Origin of the sequence: Micromonospora sp. ATA51, assembly GCF_016802855.1 — a bacterium.
Classification (GTDB): Bacteria; Actinomycetota; Actinomycetes; order Mycobacteriales; family Micromonosporaceae; genus Micromonospora; species Micromonospora sicca.
Window position 1 is genome coordinate 1 of the sequence record NZ_JAEVHJ010000059.1, and the last position, 17,536, is coordinate 17,536.

Here is a 17,536-nt window from a genome sequence, read left to right on the forward strand (position 1 = left end):
CCGTTGAGGTCGGCGCCGGCGATCACCGGCAGCGTGGCGGCGGCCAGCTCGCGCTTGAACGCCGCGGCCTGGGCCGGCCGCTCCGCCGGGTCGGCGCCGGCGATCACCGGCAGCGTGGCGGCGGCCAGCTCGCGCTTGAACGCCGCGGCCTGGGCCGGCCGCTCCGCCGGGTCGGTGGACAGGTGCGAGCCGGCCAGCAGGAACCGCGCTCCGCCGACCCGGCACTCGGCGTACGCGGCGCCGCGCAAATGCCGGCCCGGGGTCAGCGGGTAGCGCTGGCAGCGGGTGCCGTACACCCGGACCCGGAGGCTGGTCAGCAGCAGGTTGCCCAGCGACGGCAGGCCGCCGGCGGCGACCACCAGCCCGAACGAATCGGCCAGCGTGGCGCACTTCTGCCGCCACCGGAACCGCCGCGGCGCCTCCTGCACGATCACCACGTCCGGCGCGGCCGCCCGCACCACCGCGGCCAGCGCGGCCGGGTCGTCGCGCTGGCTGTGGATGTTGTACGACACCACCCGCAGCGGCACCCCGCCGCCCGCTCCGCTCACCGGGCCGATCTTACGTTCGCGACTGCGGGACTCCGCTCCGCTGCGTTCCTCGCGCTCACCGGGCCGACCTTCCGCTCGCGACTGCGGGACTCCGCTCCGCTGCGTTCCTCGCGCTCACAGCCGGCGGGCGAGGTCGGCGGCGCCGATGACCCCGGCGGTGTTGCCCAGCTCGGCCGGGCGGACCTCGGCCACCGGGAGCCGGCTGCGCTGGGCGAGGGCGTCGGTGAACGATCGGCGGGTCGGGCCGAGCAGCAGGTCGCCGGCCTCCACCACGCCGCCGCCGACGACCAGCACCTGCGGGTCGAGGATCTGCGCCATGTCCGCGAGGCTGGTGCCGAGCCAGCGCCCGACCTGGGCGAACGCCTCGGCGGAGACCGGGTCGCCGCCCTGCGCGGCGGCGGTCACCATCGGGCCGGTGACCGCCTCGGCCTCCCCGCCGGCCAGCTCGAGCAGGGCGGTGGCCCGGTGCGGCTCCTGCCGGGCGGCGGCGCGGGCGAAGCGGACCAGGGCGCTGCCGCTGGCGTACTGCTCGATGCAGCCCAGCCGGCCGCAGCCGCACTGGTGGCCGTCCGGGACGGTGAGCATGTGCCCCAACTCGGCGGCGATGCCGTTGGCGCCGCGCAGCAACTCCCCGCCGAGCACGATGCCGCCGCCCACGCCGGTGCCGATGGTGAACATGACCATCGAGTCGTCGGCGTGCCGGGCGGCGCCGTAGCGGAACTCCGCCCAGGCCGCCACGTTGCCGTCGTTCTCCACGATCACCGGCAGGCCGGTGGCGTTGCTGACGTAGTCGCGCAGCGGCTCGTCCCGCCAGGCCAGGTTGGGGGCGAAGAGCACGGTGGAGCGGGTGACGTCGATCCAGCCGGCCGCACCGATGCCGACCGCCGCGATGCTGCGGCCCACGGCTAGCTCGGTGACCACCTCGATGATGACGTCCCGGGTCTTGGCCACGTCGTCGGCGGGGGTGTCCCGTCGGGCCTGCACGAGAACCTTGCCGGTGTCGTCAACGACACCGCCGGCCACCTTCGTGCCACCGACGTCGACTCCGATGGTCAGCGTCACCGCTGCCACTCCCCTCTGCTGTGCTGCCCGAACCGCCGTACAAGGTCCGGATGTCCGGTGGTCAGGCCCCGTCGCCTGGTGCGTCGCCCACCTCGCCGGACGCCCGCGAGGCGGGCACCACGGGACGGCCGGCCGGCCGCCGGGTCTTCACCGGCGCGTCCGGCCCGGCACCATCGGCGGGCGGCACGACGGGACCCGGATCGGCCGCGCCCTCCCCCCGGGTGGCGGCGGACCACACGTCCTGCTCGGGTGCCGGCTGAGAATCATGCCCGGAACGGGTGGCCTCGCGCCACACGTGGTCTCTCGCCTCGGCTCCCGCGGCCGGCTCCGTCGAGCCACCCTCCGGGGCCGGGCGGCTGGGCTCGGCCGGGGCGAAGGCGCGCAGCAGGCTGGCCACCCCCGCGGCCAGGTCCCCCGCTCCGGTTGCCAGCCGCTCGGCGAATTCGGGACTCGGATCACGCAACGCGGCGATACCTCGACAGACGGGGCAGATGCAGCATTCCGCCGAGCCGGTGGCGAAACCGGCGGGCCCGGAGCCGGCGCCGGACGCCGCGCCGTCCCCGCCGCCGGTCCGGCCGAAACCGGCACTGTGACCGAGGACACCCGAAAGGATCCCACCGAGCGGACCCCAGGGTCCGGCTCCCGGAGCCGAACCGGCCAGCCGGGCGGTCGCCAGCAGCATGGCGACCAGCCGTTCCGCCTCTTCCCGGGCCGAACCCGGATCCGTACTCCCCATGGTCGGCTCCTCTACCGTGCAGACCGGGTCGCCGGTCGGGTCAGTGGGCCGCACCGGGTGCTTCTACCCGGCGCTTGAGCTGCTTCAACGCGGTATCCATGATCATTTTCTCGGCCTTGCGCCGAAACATGCCGAGCATGCCCACGGAGAGCTCCACCTCGAGCGTGTACGTCACGGTCGTGGTGCCGTCCGGGTTGCCGACCAGGTCGTACGAGCCGCGCTGGGCCTTCTGCATCTTCGAGGGCTCGACCAGGTGCCACTCGATCCGGGAGAGGTCCTCGGCGTACTCGTAGGCCAGCACGTACTCGTCGGCCAGCACGCCGGCGTCGATGGTGAACCGGACCTGGCTGGCGTACCCGTCCTCGTACTCCTCGACCACCTCCGCCCGCCGCACCGCTTCGGTCCACTCCGGGTAGCTGGGGAAGTCGCAGATGACCGTTGCCACCTGGTCCGGTGGCGCGTCGATGATGATCGACTGGGTGGAGGAGTCCGCCATGGGGGGAGGCTACCCGGCGGCGGTCCCGCGCGCGTCGCTCCACCCCCACGCCGCACCACGGCGGCGCGGGCCCGGCGTCCCACCAGCCGGGCGGGCAACCTCCCTACCTCACCCCCCGAGGTGGACGGGTAGGTTTCGACAGAGCCGACCCACGGCGGCCCGCCAGTGCGAGCACGAGGGAGTGCAGGTGCGCGAGTTCTCCGTTCCGCCTATCGTCACCGTCGGCGACGCGGCAAACCTGACCGACCCGGTCTGGGACAACGCCGAGGTCGCCCCGGACACCGTGCAGTTCGTCCGGCCGGCGCCGGCCGGAGCGGCGGGCCAGGTGGACGTGACCTGCCGGGAGTTCCGCGACGAGGTGGTCGCGGTGGCCCGGGGACTGGTGGCCGTCGGCATCTCCCCCGGTGACCGGGTCGCCCTGATGAGCCGCACCCGCTACGAGTGGACCCTGCTCGACTACGCCATCTGGGCGGCCGGCGCGGTCACCGTGCCGATCTACGAGACCTCCAGCGCCGAGCAGGCCGCCTGGATCCTCGCCGACTCCGGCGCGGTCGCCGCGGTGGTGGAGTCCACCGCCACGCCACCCTGGTCGCCGGCGTCCGGGACCGCCTGCCCGAGCTGCGCCAGGTCTGGCAGATCGAGCTGGGCGGGGTGGACGAACTGGTCGCCGCCGGCGAGTCGGTCGACGCGGCCGAGATCGAGGTACGCCGCAAGACGGTGAAGGCCGGCGACATCGCGACGATCATCTACACCAGCGGCACCACCGGCCGGCCCAAGGGCTGCGTGCTCACCCACCGCAACATGTACGCCGACATCGCCAACGCGGTGCCGGTGCTGCCGAACCTGTTCCGCCCGGGCGCCTCCACCCTGCTCTTCCTGCCGCTCGCGCACGCCTTCGCCCGGCTCATCCAGATCGGCGTGGTGCAGGCCCGGGCCACCATGGCGCACTGCGCCGACACCAAGAACCTGGTCGGCGAGCTGCAGGACTTCAAGCCGACCTTCGTGCTCTCCGTGCCCCGGGTCTTCGAGAAGGTCTACAACGGCGCCCGGCAGAAGGCCGAGGCGGAGGGCAAGGGCAAGATCTTCGACCGGGCCGAGAAGGTCGCCATCGCGTACAGCGAGGCGCTGGAGACCGCCGACGGGCCGAGCTTCGGCCTGCGCGCCCAGCACGCGCTCTTCGACAAGCTGGTCTACCGCAAGCTGCGGGCCGCCCTCGGCGGCCGCTGTCGCGACGCGATCTCCGGCGGCGCCCCGCTCGGCGCCCGGCTCGGGCACTTCTTCCGCGGCATCGGCGTGACCGTCTGCGAGGGCTACGGCCTCACCGAGACCTCCCCCGCCGCCGCCGCGAACCTGCCCACCGGCACGAAGATCGGCACGGTGGGCCGTCCGCTGCCCGGCGTCGCGGTCCGGGTCGACGACGACGGCGAGATCCTGATCTCCGGCGACCTGATCTTCCAGGGGTACTGGCACAACGAGACGGCCACCGCCGAGGCGCTGACCAGCGACGGCTGGTTCCGCACCGGCGACCTGGGCCAGCTCGACGAGGACGGCTACCTCAGCATCACCGGCCGCAAGAAGGAGATCATCGTGACCGCCGGGGGCAAGAACGTCGCCCCGGCCGTCCTGGAGGACCAGGTCCGCGCGCACCCGCTGATCAGCCAGTGCGTGGTGGTCGGCGACCGGCAGCCGTTCATCGCGGCGCTGGTCACCATCGACGAGGAGGCGCTGCCGAAGTGGCTCGCCGCGCACGACCGGCCGGAGACGGCCAGCGCCGCCGAGCTGCGGGACGACGAGGCGCTGCGAGCCGAGGTGCAGAGCGCGGTCGACCAGGCCAACCAGGCGGTCTCCAAGGCCGAGGCGATCAAGGTCTTCCGGATCCTGCCGCAGGACTTCACCGAGGCCACGGGCGAGCTGACCCCGTCGCTGAAGGTCAAGCGGCAGGTCGTGCACAAGACGTACGCGGCGGAGATCGCCGATATCTACCAAGGCTGACTACGATCCGTCACGTGCCCGCCTCCACACCCAGCCAGCCCCAGACGCAACCCCTCGCCGTCGCCGCGCGCGGGGTCCTGCTCGCGCTGGTCGCCGTCCTCACCCTGTTCGCCACCCGTGACGTCGCCCAGCTCTGGTGGATAGCCCTGCTGGGCGTCGCCGGGCTGCCGGCCGTCCTCGCCCCCCAGCATCGGCTGCTCGGCCCGCTCAGCCGGTTCGCCGAGGTGGTCGTCCTCGGGCTGGCCGCCAGCCAGGTCGCCGCCGACACCCACTTCACCGGCGTGACCGGCGGGCTGGGCGCCTCGGCCGTGCTGCCGTACCTCGCCGTGCCGGTGACCGTGACGGCGCTGCGCCGCCGGTTCGCCGAGGGCGCCGCGCTGCTCGCGGTCGCCGCAGCCACCCTGCTGGTCGCCGGCGCGCTCACCGAGGTCGACGGCGGCCGCCAGCTCACCCAGCCCGGCTACCTCGCGGTCTGCGCGCAGTGGCTGATCCTCGCCGGGCTCGGCCTCTACACCGCCCGCACCCTGCAGCGGGTGATGCGGGTCCGCGGCGAGGGCAAACCGCAGCCGTACGCCGAGGCCACCCGGCTACTGACCCAGCTCCGTACGGTCGCCCGCCAGCTGCCCGGGGCCACCCTCGACCCGGGTGGCATCTCCGAGCACCTGCTGGAGGAGCTGCGGGTGGTGGCGAAGACCGACCGCGGCGCCGTGCTCTCCGCCAGCGGCGGCGGTCGGCTGGTGGTGCTCGCCCAGGTCGGTGTGGACCGGGTCGACTGGGAGACCACGCTCGACGCGGACTCGGCGATCGCGGACGCCTGGGCCAGCCAGCAGGCGCAGACCTCGGCCCGCTCCCAGTCCCGCTCGCACCGCGGCGGGGAGGTCTCCGCGCTGATCGTGCCGCTGGTCGCCGGGGTCCGGACGGTCGGCCTGGTGGTGCTGGAGGCGGACGCCGGGCACGCCTACCCGCCGCCGGTGGTGGCCCGGGTGACCGCGCTGACCGGGCCGGCGGCGCTGCGGCTGGAGGCCGCCCTGCTCTTCGACGAGGTGCGGTCGCTGGCCACCAACGAGGAGCGGCAGCGGCTGGCCCGGGAAATCCACGACGGGGTCGCCCAGGAGCTGGTGATGGTCGGCTACGGCATCGACAACGCGCTCGCCACGGTGCACGATGACGCGGAGGAGACCGCCGAGTCGCTGCGGACGCTCCGTCAGGAGGTGACCCGGGTGATCACCGAGCTGCGGCTGAGCCTGTTCGAGCTGCGCAGCGAGGTGGACCGGCACGGCGGCCTGGCCGCCGCGATCGCCGAGTACGCCCGCACCGTGGGCGCGTCCGGCGGCCTGCGGGTGCACCTGTCGCTGGACGAGTCGACCGCCCGGTTGCCCGCCGCCACGGAGGCCGAGCTGCTGCGGATCGCGCAGGAGGCGGTCACCAACGCGCGCAAGCACGCCGGGGCCGCCAACTTGTGGGTCACCTGTGAGGTGGACCCCCCGTACGCTCAGATCGAAGTGTCGGATGACGGTCACGGCATCGGTGACCAGCGCCCTGACGGGCACTATGGTCTTGCGATCATGGCCGAGAGGGCGGAACGTATCCGGGGCCGGTTGGAGATCAGGCCGCGGCAACCCAGCGGCACGACCGTGGCGGTGGTACTTGGCTCCTCGCCCCGGCGCGATAAGGTGCGCGGCAGCACAGCAGCAGAAGGGGAGTAACCCGAGGATGACCACAAGTCCGACACCGGCCACCCGTACCAAGGTCCTCCTTGTCGACGATCACGACCTGATCCGCAAGGGTCTGCGGCACGCCTTCGAGCGGGACCGGCAGTTCGAGGTCGTCGGCGAGGCCGCGACGGCGGCGGAGGGCGTACGCCAGGCGGGTGCGCTGCAGCCGGACGTGGTGATCATGGACCTGCGCCTGCCCGACGGCAGCGGGCTGGAGGCCACCCGAGCGCTCCGCAAGTCCAGCGCGTCGATGGGCATCGTCGTGCTCACCATGTACGCCGGCGACGACCAGCTCTTCGGCGCCCTGGAGGCGGGGGCGAGCGCGTTCGTGCCGAAGACTGCCCCGGCCGACGAGGTGGTGGCGGCCGCCCGGCACGCCGCCTCCTCCCCCAGCGCGTTCACCGCGGCCGACCTGGCCGAGGCGATGAAGCGCCGGCTGGCCCCGTCCGGCCCGCAGCTCTCCCCCCGCGAGGGCCAGGTGCTGCGGCTGCTCGCCGACGGCATGAGCGTGGCGGGCATCGCCAAGCAGCTCTTCGTCAGCGAGTCGACCGCCAAGACGCACATCTCGAAGCTCTACGAGAAGCTGGGCGCGGCCAACCGGGCCCAGGCGCTGATGACCGCGCTGCGGCTCGGTCTGCTGGAGGCCCCGGACGCCCCCAAGTTCTGAAGCTCCGACAGCCCACGGCAGAGGCCCGCGTCCGTCCCGGACCGGGCCTCTCCGGCATTCCGGGCGGCTGCAGCTGCGTAGGGTCAAAGGTCGACCGCGCAGCGACCGCGGTCTTTGCACCGCCACAGCGGGCGGGCAGAATACCGGGTGGCCCACCGGGCCGTGGCACTCACGCGGTGTTGACAAAAAGGGGCAAGGGCATGCAGCGGCCGGACTGGGCACCCGACACGATCGACATCGAGCGTCCCAGCGTGGCCCGCATGTACGACTACTACCTCGGCGGCTCGCACAACTTCGCCGCCGACCGGGCGGCGGCCCGGGCCATGGTGGAAGCCGTACCGGAGGCCCCGCTGATGGCCCAGGCCAACCGGGCCTTCCTCCGCCGCGCGGTGCAGTTCCTGGCCGACTCCGGGGTGCGCCAGTTCCTCGACATCGGCTCCGGCATCCCCACCGTCGGCAACGTGCACGAGATCGCCCAGCGGATCGACCCGGAGTCGCGGGTGATCTACGTCGACGTCGACCCGGTGGCGGTGGCGCACAGCCGGGAGATTCTCCACGGCAACGACCGGGCCACGGTCATCCAGGAGGACCTCCGCCGGCCGGAGGCGATCCTGGGTCATCCGGAGGTCACCAAGCTGCTGGACTTCTCCCAGCCCGTCGCGGTGATGATCGTGGCGGTGCTGCACTTCATCCCGGACTCCGACCGGCCGGAGGAGATCCTCCGGACGCTGCGGGCGGCCCTGGCGCCCGGGAGCCACCTGGTGATGTCGCAGGCCAGCGACGACGGTCGCCGCGAGACCGGGGAGCGGGCCGAGGCGGAGCGGGTCTACCGCCGCACCGACAACCAGCTCTGGATTCGCAGCCGCGCCGAGCTGGCCGCGCTCTTCGACGGCTTCGAGCTGGTGGACCCGGGCGTGGTCTGGGTGCCGCAGTGGCGGCCGGAGTCCCCGGAGCAGGCGGAGAACGCGGAACAGGCGGTCTTCATGGGCGGCGTCGGGCGTCTCGGTGGGTGAGGGGGCCGCCGGGGCCCGCTCCTGCCCCGGCACCTTCGCCCGGGCCTGGGCCAAGGCGGTCGCCGGGACGAGCTACCTGCCGATGACCGAGGCCCAGCTGGAGTCGCTGCTGCAACGGCTCACCGAGCGGCTGGCCGCGGCGATCCAGGCCGAGCCGTTCGACCTGCGGATCGGTCAGCAGGTCGGCGCCGAGCTGGTGGCGGCGCACATCGCCTCGGCGGAGGGGCTCGGCCGGACCGTGGAGGTCATCCAGCTCCGCCTGGTCCGCGACCTCGGGCTGGTCGCCGACGAGGTCGAGGACCGGATGGCCCGGCTGCTGGCCACCGTGGCCACCGGGTACGCCCGCGCCCTGCGCGACCGGACGCTGGACGAACAGGAGTCCATCCGCCGGGCCGCGATGGTGGCCCGGGCGCAGGCCGAACGGGCGCTGCGGGACAGCGAGGCCCGGTTCCGGCACCAGGCCACCCACGACCCGCTCACCGAGCTGCCCAACCGCACCCTGTTCACCGAACGGCTCTCCGCCGCCATCGACGAGCCGGGCCGGGGCGCCGACCGGGTGGGCGTCTGCTTCCTGGACCTGGACCGGTTCAAAGTGGTCAACGACTCCCTCGGCCACCAGGTCGGCGACTCGCTGCTGGTGTCGGTGGCGCAGCGGCTGCGCCGGGCCCTCGGCGAGCACCTGGTCGCCCGGCTCGGCGGGGACGAGTTCGTGATCCTGGTCGAGCGGACCGCCTGCACCGACGACGCCGTCAAGGTCGCCGAGGCGGTCGGCGTGTCGGTGGTCGCGGACGAGGGACCGGCGACGGTCGGGTCCGTCGACGTGCAACCGCCCAGGACGGCGAGCAGGGCGGCGATGGCGGCCGCAGCGGCGGAGGTCCATCTCATGTCGGTCGGACGCGCGCGGGTGCCGCCCGGTTCCCGTCACCTGGGCCGCCTCACCCGAACGGCCAGTGTCCCCGGCAGGAAAGCGCTCGACCTCTTCCCCTTTCCCCGATGTATCGCTATATCTACATGCGTGACTGTCCTCGTCACACTTTCCCCCGTCAGGAGGGCCCGTGAAAAGACCCCTCGCCGCAGTCGGCGCAGCTCTGCTCACCAGTGGCGTGCTGACCTGCGTCGCCACCACGGCGCACGCGGCAACCCCCAGCGCCCCCGCCTCGGAATCCTCCGCCGCAGCCCGCGCGGACAATCTGCTGCGCGCCAACCCCGGCACCGTGCAGGGTGCCGGCGGTGAGGCGTACCAGGTGGTCCGCACGAAGGTGGATGCCAACGGCGCCGCGCACACCAGGTACACCCGGACCTACCACGGCCTGCGCGTGTACGGCGGTGACTTCGTCATCCACACCGCCCCCGACGGCAGCTACGCCGGCACCTCCGTCGGTCTCGCCGCGCCGCTGACCCTGGGCACCACCGCCAAGGTCGGCGCGGCCGCCGCCAGAGCGAGCGCACGCAAGGCCTTCTCCGGCTCGCTCACCTCCGTCGGCGCCCCGGAGCTCTTCGTCGACGCCAGCTCCGGCCGGGGCCGGCTGGCCTGGGAGACCGTCGCCGCCGGCTGGCAGGCCGACCAGCAGACCCCGTCGAAGCTGCACGTCATCACCGACGCCACCAGCGGCGCGGTGATCGGCTCGTACGACGAGATCGAGACGGTCGCCGGCACCGGCAACAGCATCTACTCCGGCACCGTCAGCATCGACACCACGCTCTCCGGCAGCACGTACCAGATGATCGATCCGTCGCACGGCAACGGCCGCACCTGTGACATGAACAACGGCACGTTGACCTGCACCACCTTCACCGACGCCGACAACACGTGGGGCACCGGCGCGAACTCCAACCGGCAGTCCGCCGGGGTCGACGCCCACTTCGGCGCCGCCAAGACCTTCGACTACTACAAGAACGTGCACGGCCGCAACGGCATCTTCGGCAACGGCACCGGCGTGCCGAGCCGGGTCCACTACGGCAGCAACTACGTCAACGCCTTCTGGGACGGTTCCCAGATGACCTACGGCGACGGCTCGAGCAACTCCCGTCCGCTGGTCGCGCTCGACGTGGCCGGCCACGAGATGAGCCACGGCGTGACCGAGAACGTGGTGCCCGGCGGCCTCACCTACTCCGGTGAGTCCGGCGGCCTGAACGAGGCCACCAGCGACATCTTCGGCACGATGGTCGAGTTCTACGCCAACACCACCGCCGACCCGGGCGACTACCAGATCGGCGAGAAGATCAACATCAACGGCAACGGCACGCCGCTGCGCTACATGTACAACCCGTCGCTGGACGGCTCGTCCGACAGCTGCTGGTCGACCAGCACCAAGAACAAGGACGTGCACTACTCGTCCGGTCCGGCCAACCACTTCTACTTCAACCTGGCCGAGGGCACCGGCGCCACCGCGTACGGCACCTCGCCGGTCTGCGGCTCCGCCCCGGCGGTGACCGGCATCGGCCGGGCCAAGGCGGAGAAGATCTGGTTCCGCGCGCTCGACGTCTACTTCACCTCGAACACCGCGTACGTCAACAACACCACCCCGTCGAACACCGCCCGCGCCTACAGCCTCCGGGCGGCGACCGACCTGTACGGCAACTGCTCCACCGAGTACAAGGCCGTCCAGGCGGCGTGGACCGCGGTGAACGTGGCCGGCAGCGACGCGCCCTGCTCATCGACCGGCAACGACTTCTCCGTGGCGCTCTCGCCGACCTCCGGCTCGGTGACCGCCGGTGGTTCCGTCTCCACCACCGTATCGACCGCGACCACCAGCGGGACCGCGCAGACCGTGACGTTCTCCGCGTCCGGCCTGCCGACCGGTGCCAGCGCGTCGTTCAACCCGACCTCGGTGACCTCGGGCGGCTCGGCCACCCTCACCATCGCCACCTCGGCGAGCACCCCGGCCGGCACGTACACCGTGACCGTCACCGGTACCGGCGCGGTGAGCCACTCGGCGAGCTACACGCTGACCGTCAACGGCACCGGCGGCGGCTGCACCAGTCCCGGGCAGAAGCTGGGCAACCCCGGCTTCGAGTCCGGCAACACGGTGTGGGCGTCCACCTCCGGCGTCATCGGCCAGTACGGCTCCAGCGGCCAGCCGACCCACGGCGGCACCTGGAACGCCTGGCTGGACGGCTACGGCACCAGCCACACCGACACGCTCTCCCAGTCGGTGAGCCTGCCGGCCGGCTGCACGAGCTACAACTTCAGCTTCTGGCTGCACATCGACTCGGCCGAGACCACCACCGGCACGGCGTACGACACGCTGCGGGTGCAGGTGCTCAACTCGTCCGGGACGGTGCTGGCGACCCTGGCCACCTACTCGAACCTGAACAAGGCCGCCGGGTACAGCCAGAAGTCGTTCTCGTTGGCCGCGTACGCCGGCCAGACCGTCACCCTGAAGTTCACCGGCGTGGAGGACATCTCGCTCCAGACCTCCTTCGTGGTGGACGACACCGCGGTCAACGTCTCCTGACGTAGCCGTCGCCCCGGCGGGCCCGGCGGCCACCCCACGCGGGTGGTCGTCGGCCGCGCCGTTATGGTCGGCCGGACGGTCGCCGGGCCCCGGTCGCCGTCGGCCCGGAGGGGGAGAACATGTCGGACGCGGAGCTGACCGTCGAGGTGACCGGCCCGGTGGCGACGGTGGTGATCCGGAACCCGGCCCGGCGCAACGCGATGACCGCGGCGATGTGGCGTCAGCTCCCGGTGCTGCTGGACGGGCTGGAGGCGGACCCGGCGGTGCACGCGCTCGTGCTCACCGGCGCCGACGGCACGTTCTGCGCCGGGGCCGACCTCGGCGACCTGGACGAGCTGCTGGACGCCGGGGACGCCAGCATCGCGGTCGCCGCCGAGGAGCGGCTGGCCACCCTCGCCAAGCCGACGGTGGCCGGGATCCAGGGCGCCTGCGTCGGCGGTGGCTGCCAGCTCGCGGTCGCCTGTGACCTGCGGATCGCCGCCACCGACGCCCGGTTCGCCGTACCTCCGGCGCGGTTGGGGCTGGTCTATCCCGCGCCGACCACCCGCCGGCTGGCCCGGCTGGTCGGGCCGTCGGCCGCCAAGCACCTCCTCTTCACCAGCGAGCTGATCGACGCCGAGCGGGCGCTGCGGGTCGGCCTGGTCGACGAGGTGCTGCCGCCCGACGCCCTCGCAGCCCGGGTCGCGGCGCTCACCGCCGCCATCGCGCAGCGCTCCCGGCTGACCGTCGCGGCGGCCAAGGAGATCGTCGACGACCGGGCGACGAGGAACGGATCGCCTGGTGGCACGGGCAGGTCCGGGCCAGCGGCGAGGCCCGCGAGGGGGTTGCGGCGGCCAACGAGCGCCGGCCGGCCCGCTTCGGCTGGGCGCCGCCCGCCGACCGCTGACCCTCGCGGCTCAGCCTCGCGTCGGCGCTGCCGCTCGCCCTCGCCGGTGCCCGGTCCCTTCCACCGTCCGGCATCTCGGGCGCGCCGAGGCAGGGTGGTTGCTGAGCGATATGCCTGAGCGTCATGTGCCCGCGGGGCGGGTGCCCGTGGGCCGGGGGCGGAGTTCGACAGGCCGCCGTGGGCCCGCCAACGTGGGCCCGCCGCAGTGGCGGGCCGAGGGCCGGCGGGCGCCGCGCCGGGGGCGTACCCCCCGACGCGGCCCCCTGTGCCCGCCGGCCGGTCCGTCACCGCCCGGCGAGCGCCGCCCAGCTCGGCGTCACCGGTTCCCGCCGCAGCGGCATGCCCGCCTCGGCCGGGGTCCGGTCGCCCTTGCGCTGGTTGCACTCGTAACAGGCGGCGGTGGTGTTCTTCCAGGTGTTCCGGCCGCCGCGCGAGCGGGGCAGGATGTGGTCGATGGTGCTGGCCGGGTCGTCGCAGTACGCGCAGCGCCGGCCGTCGCGGCGCAGCACCCCCGCCCGGGACCAGGCCGGGCCGGCGCTGAACCGCCAGCGGGTGACCACGTACCGGACCAGGCGGACCACCCGGGGCAGCGGGAAGACCCCGATCAGCTGGTCCGGCTCGGCCTCGTGGATCTCGGCGACCCGCCGGCAGAGCATCCGGATCGCGTGCTGGACGGTGACCCGGTGCAGCGGGCCGAGGTCGGCGTTGACGACGAGGACGGCGTCCACCGGGCACTCCCTTCTCACGACGGTGGTAGGCGGTCCGGACAGCGAAAAGCCGCCCGGTCCGGCGATCGGACGGGCGGCGGGCACGCGTGCGGGCACGCGTCAGTCGGGCCACCCGACGATCGGACCTTCCGCTCGGCAACCGTCGCTGGGCAGCCACGACGGCACGGTGGTGACGTGCGGCTTCGACATCGACGGCTCCCGGAGCGGTGGTTGACCTTGCCCGGTCACGGTAGATCCGCACCGGTGCGGCGGGCAACGCATTTCGATCCGCCGTCGGCCGGCCGGCGGTGGCTCCGGGTCAGCGCCGGCGGCGAGCAGGCCGCGGGGGCGGATCGAGCGGACCGGCTCGGCCGCGCCGCCCTCGGAGCGCAGGATGTGGTTCGCGGCGATGATCCCGGTGGCCGCCGAGCGTTCCATCAACGCGCTCGGGAAGTCCGTCCGGATGCCGTCGCCGGCCAGGTAGAGACCGGCCGCGTCGGTGCGTACCCCGGGCCGCTGGGCATGACCGCCCGGGGTGAACGCGGGTGCCTGCGCCTCGACCCGGGCACGCAGCTCCCGGACCCGCAGGCCGGCCGCCTCCGGCCAGAGCCGGGTCAGCTCCACCCGCATCCGCTCGGCCAGCTCGTCGGCCGGCACGTCCGGTTCGCAGGCGTACGCGTGCAGTTCGACGACCGAGCCGCCGGTGCGCTCCGCCCAGCGGCGCGGCTCGTGCTCCAGCCGGTGGTAGAGGGTCACCGAGTCCAGCGTGGGCTGCCGGGACACCCCGCTGAACACCGCCCGGTCCGGGTGGACGTCCCCGTCCATCCAGTAGCGCGCCACCGCGTACGGCGGACCGGGCGGGCCGAAGGCGGGCATCCGCGCCACCAGCTGCGGCGCCGCCGCGGTCAGGCCGGGGGAGCCCGCGACCAGCGCGGCGAGCGCGGGCGGGTCGACGGCGAGCACCACGTGCCCGGCGGGGTACGACGAGCCGTCCGCGGCGGTCACCCGCCAGCCCCCGGGCTGCCGGTCCAGTCGGGCGGCGGCGACGCCGGTGACCACCCGCCCGCCGTGCTTCTCGACGTGCCGGGTCAGCGGCTCCCAGATCGCCGTGGCGTAGTCCTCGTCCGGGCAGTCGAAGGCCAGCCCCTCCGGGTTGCCGAGCAGATAGAAGTGGAACTGGGCGATCATCTCGGCGGCCGACATCTCCGCCTCGTGGTTGAAGAACGAGTGCGAGAAGACCTCGAAGAGCATCGCCCGCGCCCGGTCCGGCAGCCGCAGCGAGGCGAGCAGTTCGTCCGCCGTCATCCGGTCGAACTCGGCGTAGGTGCGCACCGGGTCGTAGCTGAGCAGCGGCAGCGCGGCGTCCCGGTCCATCGCGCGCAGGTCGGCCAGGCGCAGGCTCGGACTGCGCAGCAGCAGGGCGAGCAGGTTCGTCGGCGGGGCCGGCGGCAGCCTGCCGAACTCCTCGGTGGGCCACTGCTCGCTCAGGATGGGGTAACCGGGGACCGGCCTGAGGAAGCCCAGGCCCGGGTCGACCCGGCGGAGGATGGACCGCCAGTTGTAGTACTGCCGGAAGACCGCGTGGAAGCCGTGCTCGTTGCGCTGCGTCCCGTCCGCCAGGGCCTCCGGCCAGGCGCCCAGCCGACCGCCCAGAGTCGGCGCGGCCTCCAGCACCGTCACCTTCACCCCGCGCTCGACCAGCACCACCGCCGCCGACATGCCGGCGATCCCGCCACCGACCACCACCGCCGTCGTCGGGCGCGGCACGCGGGACGCGCCGCCGCCGCCCGGGTCGACCACGTGCTCGCGTACGCCGATGAGCCGGCCGACCACTTGCGACAATGGCATGGGCACCTCTTCGACGGCGGCGTGTGTCCAGTCTGCCCGGTCACGCCTCCGGCGGCAGCAGACAGCGCCGCTCGCGGTCCGAGGCCGGCCAGACGTACTCCAGGTCGAGCGGGATCTCGCCGAACCGCGGGGCGTAGTGCGCGGGGTCCTTGCGCAGCAGCGAGGAGCGGTGGCTCAGGTGCAGGTCGGCGCGGCCCAGCCAGGGCGGCAGCTCGCCGGCCTCGGCCAGCTCCGCCTGGGTGCGGACGGTGGTGACGCCGCAGGCGGTGGCGAGGTCGGTGACCATGGTGCCGGCGCAGGTGTCCGCCCGGCCCGGCTCGCACCAGACCGCGCACATGTCCAGGCCGTACCGGGTGAGCGCCTCCTCGTAGCCGGCCCACATCTTCACCGCCGGGTGGTTGCGCCAGCCGTAGTCCGGGCGGGTCAGCCCGCGCAGCACCTGGATCGTCTCCACCCGCTGCTTGCCCAGCCGCTTGACGTCCAGCGTCCGGGCGCTGGCCAGGAAATCCGGGTACGGGAGGAACGTCTGCATGCCGCTGCTCTACCCGTCCCGGGGTACGCCATTCCTTCATGATCGCGGGGCTGCGCGCGCTGCGAGCGGTTGACTACCATCCGGGCATGGCCGAGCCCCTGCGCGACCGCGCCCGCCGCGCGACCGGCTGGCGGCTCCGGATGAACGGCGACGACCGTCCGCACTACGTGGTCTGCGGCTCCGACCCGCTCGCCTACTGGGTGGTCAGGTCACTGCTCGCCACCGAGTCGCCCGCCGGGCGGGTCCGGGTCACCCTGGTGGTGCCCGAGCGGCGCCGCTCCGACGGGCCGGACGGCCGCGACATCGAGGGCGTCCAGGTGATCCGGGCCGACCGGCTGGACGAGACGGCCTTCCGCCGGGCCGGGCTGGCCGGCGCGGCCGGGCTGGCCCTGCTGCATCAGGACGACGTGGGCAACATGCACGCCGCGCTCTGCGCCCAGGAGGTCGAGCCGCGGCTGCGGCTGGTGGTACGGATGTTCAACACCAGCCTCGCCAACGGCGTACGGCAGATCTTCCCCGACTCGGCGGTGCTCTCCGACGCCTCCATGGCCGCCCCGGCCTTCGTGGCCGCCGCGCTCGGCGAACTCGCCCCCACCCACTTCCGGCACGCCGGGCGCACCCTCTACGTGGCCCGGCGCGCCGACGTACGCACCGAGGACGTGGTCTGCGGCCTGGCCGTCACCACCGACCCCGACCTGGTGCGGGTCCTCCCGGCGGACGAGGCGGCGGCCGACGTGGTGCTGGCCGAGGCGACCGGGCAGCCGCCGGGCACCGAACTCGCCGCCCGCCGGCTGGTCCGGGCCCGGCGCCGGCGCCAGCCCGTCGCGGTGCTGCTCCGCGCGGTCCGCAGCTTCGCCACCCGCAAGATCGGCGTCGCGGTGATGCTGCTGCTGGCGGTGATCGCCCTGCTCGGCTGGCTCAACGGCCGCGCGGTGGACGTGAGCTGGACGGAGGCGCTCTACCTGACGCTGGTCACCACGCTGAGCGGGCAGGACCCGGACGTCGGCAAGCCGGCCGCCGCGCAGATCATGCAGGTGGTGCTCAACCTCGCCGGGCTGGCGCTGATCCCGTTGATCACCGCGGTGGTGGTGGACGGCATCGTCAACGCCCGGCTGGCCCTGCACGCCGGCCGGATCCAGCCGGACCGCTCCGGGCACGTTGTGGTGGTCGGGCTCGGCAACATCGGCACCCGGGTGATGGCCCAGCTGCACGACTTCGGGGTCGAGGTGGTGGCCATCGACAAGGTCCCCGACGCCCGCGGCGGGGCCCTCGCGCACCGGCTCGGCGTGCCGCTGGTCGTCGGCGACGCGGGGCTGGAGGAGACCCTCCGGGCGGCCTCCGTCGACACCTGCCAGGCGCTCGTCGTGGTCTCCACCGACGACGGGACCAACCTGCGCGCCGCGCTGAACGGCCGGGCGCTCAGCGCCGAACTGCGCGTGGTGCTCCGGCTCTTCGACGGCGACTTCGCCGAACGGATCCAGAGGGCGTTCGGCATCGGCATCTCGCGCAGCGTGTCGTACCTGGCCGCGCCCTCGTTCGCGGCGGCCCTGCTGGACCGGGCGGTGATCGCCACCATCCCCGTCGGCCGGCACGCGCTGCTGGTCACCGAGGTGCCCGTGGTCGCCGGCTCCGCGCTGGACGGTCGCCCGCTCGCCGCGGTGGCCCGCCCCGGCGAGGTACGCCTGCTCGGGCACACCCGGAACGGGCAGAAGACCGACTGGACCGCCGATCCCCGGATGGTGATCTCCGCGGGGGACCGGCTGACGGTGGTGGCCCGGCGGGCCGGGCTGAGCGCGCTGCTCCGCGAGACCGCCCCGCCTCCGGAGCCGGCCCCGGCGGGCGCGCCGGTCCCGCGGCAGCCCGACGAGTGAGCCCG

11 protein-coding genes and 4 pseudogenes are annotated in these 17,536 nt (G+C 73.8%); 8 read left to right on the top strand and 7 right to left on the bottom strand.

From position 1 onward, the window contains the following. From JNW87_RS12360 to JNW87_RS12375, 4 genes are all read right to left on the bottom strand, one after another. On the bottom strand, positions 1–548 hold a 548-nt coding region (locus JNW87_RS12360; RefSeq protein WP_238453720.1), incomplete at its 3' end, for an endonuclease/exonuclease/phosphatase family protein. Between the two features lie 114 nt (positions 549–662). Beyond that, on the bottom strand, positions 663–1,619 hold the full coding sequence (locus JNW87_RS12365; RefSeq protein WP_201749810.1) for an ROK family glucokinase: 957 nt from the start codon (positions 1,617–1,619) through the stop codon (positions 663–665). Between the two features lie 52 nt (positions 1,620–1,671). Beyond that, positions 1,672–2,346, bottom strand: a complete 675-nt coding sequence (locus JNW87_RS12370; RefSeq protein ID WP_109803555.1) for a hypothetical protein — start codon at positions 2,344–2,346, stop codon at positions 1,672–1,674. A 40-nt stretch (positions 2,347–2,386) separates the two neighbouring features. Continuing rightward, positions 2,387–2,842: an SRPBCC family protein gene (locus tag JNW87_RS12375; RefSeq protein ID WP_109803534.1), complete on the bottom strand. Its 456-nt coding sequence runs from the start codon at positions 2,840–2,842 to the stop codon at positions 2,387–2,389. A gap of 187 nt (positions 2,843–3,029) precedes the next feature. Here JNW87_RS12375 and JNW87_RS12380 point away from each other — a divergent pair. The 7 genes and pseudogenes from JNW87_RS12380 (at position 3,030) to JNW87_RS12410 (ending at position 12,573) form a co-directional block, all read left to right on the top strand. Then, a pseudogene (locus JNW87_RS12380) lies at positions 3,030–4,834 on the top strand (AMP-dependent synthetase/ligase). Positions 4,835–4,848: 14 nt separating this feature from the next. Next, positions 4,849–6,540 (top strand): GAF domain-containing sensor histidine kinase, encoded by a 1,692-nt coding sequence (locus JNW87_RS12385; protein WP_109803533.1) that lies wholly within the window; start codon positions 4,849–4,851, stop codon positions 6,538–6,540. Positions 6,541–6,547: 7 nt separating this feature from the next. Then, positions 6,548–7,216: a response regulator transcription factor gene (locus JNW87_RS12390; protein ID WP_007072219.1), complete on the top strand. Its 669-nt coding sequence runs from the start codon at positions 6,548–6,550 to the stop codon at positions 7,214–7,216. A gap of 200 nt (positions 7,217–7,416) precedes the next feature. Further along, positions 7,417–8,229 (top strand): SAM-dependent methyltransferase, encoded by an 813-nt coding sequence (locus JNW87_RS12395; RefSeq protein ID WP_109803532.1) that lies wholly within the window; start codon positions 7,417–7,419, stop codon positions 8,227–8,229. Positions 8,230–8,311: 82 nt separating this feature from the next. Next, positions 8,312–8,992 (top strand): annotated as a pseudogene (locus tag JNW87_RS12400) (diguanylate cyclase domain-containing protein); the annotation flags it as partial. A 292-nt stretch (positions 8,993–9,284) separates the two neighbouring features. Continuing rightward, on the top strand, positions 9,285–11,687 hold the full coding sequence (locus tag JNW87_RS12405; protein ID WP_238453721.1) for a M4 family metallopeptidase: 2,403 nt from the start codon (positions 9,285–9,287) through the stop codon (positions 11,685–11,687). A gap of 119 nt (positions 11,688–11,806) precedes the next feature. Continuing rightward, positions 11,807–12,573, top strand: a pseudogene (locus JNW87_RS12410) (enoyl-CoA hydratase/isomerase family protein). A 284-nt stretch (positions 12,574–12,857) separates the two neighbouring features. Here JNW87_RS12410 and JNW87_RS12415 read toward each other — a convergent pair. The 3 genes and pseudogenes from JNW87_RS12415 to JNW87_RS12425 all read right to left on the bottom strand — a co-directional run bounded on the left by JNW87_RS12415 (position 12,858) and on the right by JNW87_RS12425 (position 15,660). Beyond that, positions 12,858–13,301, bottom strand: a complete 444-nt coding sequence (locus tag JNW87_RS12415; RefSeq protein ID WP_109800296.1) for an HNH endonuclease — start codon at positions 13,299–13,301, stop codon at positions 12,858–12,860. Positions 13,302–13,610: 309 nt separating this feature from the next. Continuing rightward, positions 13,611–15,128: pseudogene (locus JNW87_RS12420) on the bottom strand (FAD-dependent oxidoreductase); the annotation flags it as partial. Positions 15,129–15,168: 40 nt separating this feature from the next. Further along, positions 15,169–15,660, bottom strand: a complete 492-nt coding sequence (locus JNW87_RS12425; protein WP_238453722.1) for an MSMEG_6728 family protein — start codon at positions 15,658–15,660, stop codon at positions 15,169–15,171. A gap of 86 nt (positions 15,661–15,746) precedes the next feature. Here JNW87_RS12425 and JNW87_RS12430 point away from each other — a divergent pair, with 86 nt between their 5' ends. After that, positions 15,747–17,531: a potassium channel family protein gene (locus tag JNW87_RS12430; protein WP_375373502.1), complete on the top strand. Its 1,785-nt coding sequence runs from the start codon at positions 15,747–15,749 to the stop codon at positions 17,529–17,531. Positions 17,532–17,536: the final 5 nt, after the last annotated feature.